Source organism: Thauera sp. 28 (assembly GCF_000310145.2).
Taxonomy (GTDB): Bacteria; Pseudomonadota; Gammaproteobacteria; order Burkholderiales; family Rhodocyclaceae; genus Thauera; species Thauera mechernichensis.
The window spans coordinates 1-1,077 of sequence record NZ_AMXA01000081.1 but is presented as its reverse complement, the minus strand read 5'-3'; the positions used below and the strand labels follow the sequence as shown (position 1 = coordinate 1,077).

General features: G+C 74.6%; 2 protein-coding genes. Both read right to left on the bottom strand.

Features of this window, described 5'->3' with window-relative positions; genetic code table 11:
- The coding region (locus tag C662_RS19510) for an efflux RND transporter periplasmic adaptor subunit (RefSeq protein ID WP_443080895.1) at positions 1-705 on the bottom strand (705 nt) is incomplete at its 3' end.
- 35 nt (positions 706-740) lie between these two features.
- On the bottom strand, positions 741-1,077 hold a 337-nt coding region (locus tag C662_RS19505), incomplete at its 5' end, for a TolC family protein (RefSeq protein WP_002934536.1).

The window sequence follows — 1,077 nt, the reverse complement described above, 5'->3', positions numbered from 1 at the left end:
GGCCTGGCCGGCGACCTGCAGGCTGGACAGGCGCGCGCGCGCGGCCTCGGCCAGGCGCGCGGCGGCAGCGCGGGCCTCGGGGTCCGCAGCGCTGTCGGTCACCAGGCGCTCGGCAATGCGGACCTCGTCACCAGCCGACTGCAGCGCCGGGCTCCAGGCCGTCAGCAGCGGCTGGCCGCGACGTACGACGTCGCCCACCGCGCTCACATGCAGGCGCTCGATCCAGCCCTCGAAGCGCGGCGCCACCACCACCTGCGCGCGCTCGTCGATCTCCACCCTGCCGCTGGCACGCAGCACGGTGTCGAGCGTGCCGCGCGCCACCGTTGCCGTGCGCACGCCCAAAGTCTGCATGCGCGCGGCGCTCACCCGCACCGCACCCGTGTCGTCGTTGGCCTCGTCGGCATAGACCGGGATGTAGTCCATGCCCATGGAGTCCTTCTTGGGCACCGGCGAGGTGTCGGGCAGGCCCATCGGGTTGCGGTAGTAAAGGATCTGGCGCTCGCCAGTGGCGGGGGCGCCGGCATTCGTCGCCGCAGCCGCGGCGCCGCTGCCCGCCTCCGCACCGGCCGGCGCAGCGCTGCCTTGGACCGGGCCCGCACCGCGGCTGCCCGCCCAGTAGCCCGCAGCCCCCACTGCCACCACCAGCGCCAACAAGGCAAGGACGCGCAGCGCGCCACGCCCTGTCTTCGCCTCGCCTGCGTCCACCGCAGGTCGTCCTGCAGCGGGCTTCTTGTGATCGGTCACTCAAGCTCTCCGGACAGTCGCTGCAGCTCGATCAGCGCCATGCGCGCCTCGATCTCCGCCTGCAGCAGGGCCAGCCGGGTGTCGAGCACCTGGCCTTCGGCCATCAATACCTCGCCGATACCGACCTGGTTGCCGGCCAGGCCCGCGCGCGCCGCGTCACGCCCGGCCTCGGCCTGGGGCAGCAGGGTGGTGCGCAACATTTGCAGGCTGTCGCTGGCCGCCCGCCAGGATGACCACGCCGCCCCCAGCTCGCCGGCGATACGCGTCTCGGCCGCGCGCCGGCGGGCCTCGGCGGCCAGGCCGAGCGCCGCGGTCTCGCGCTCGCGCGCGTCG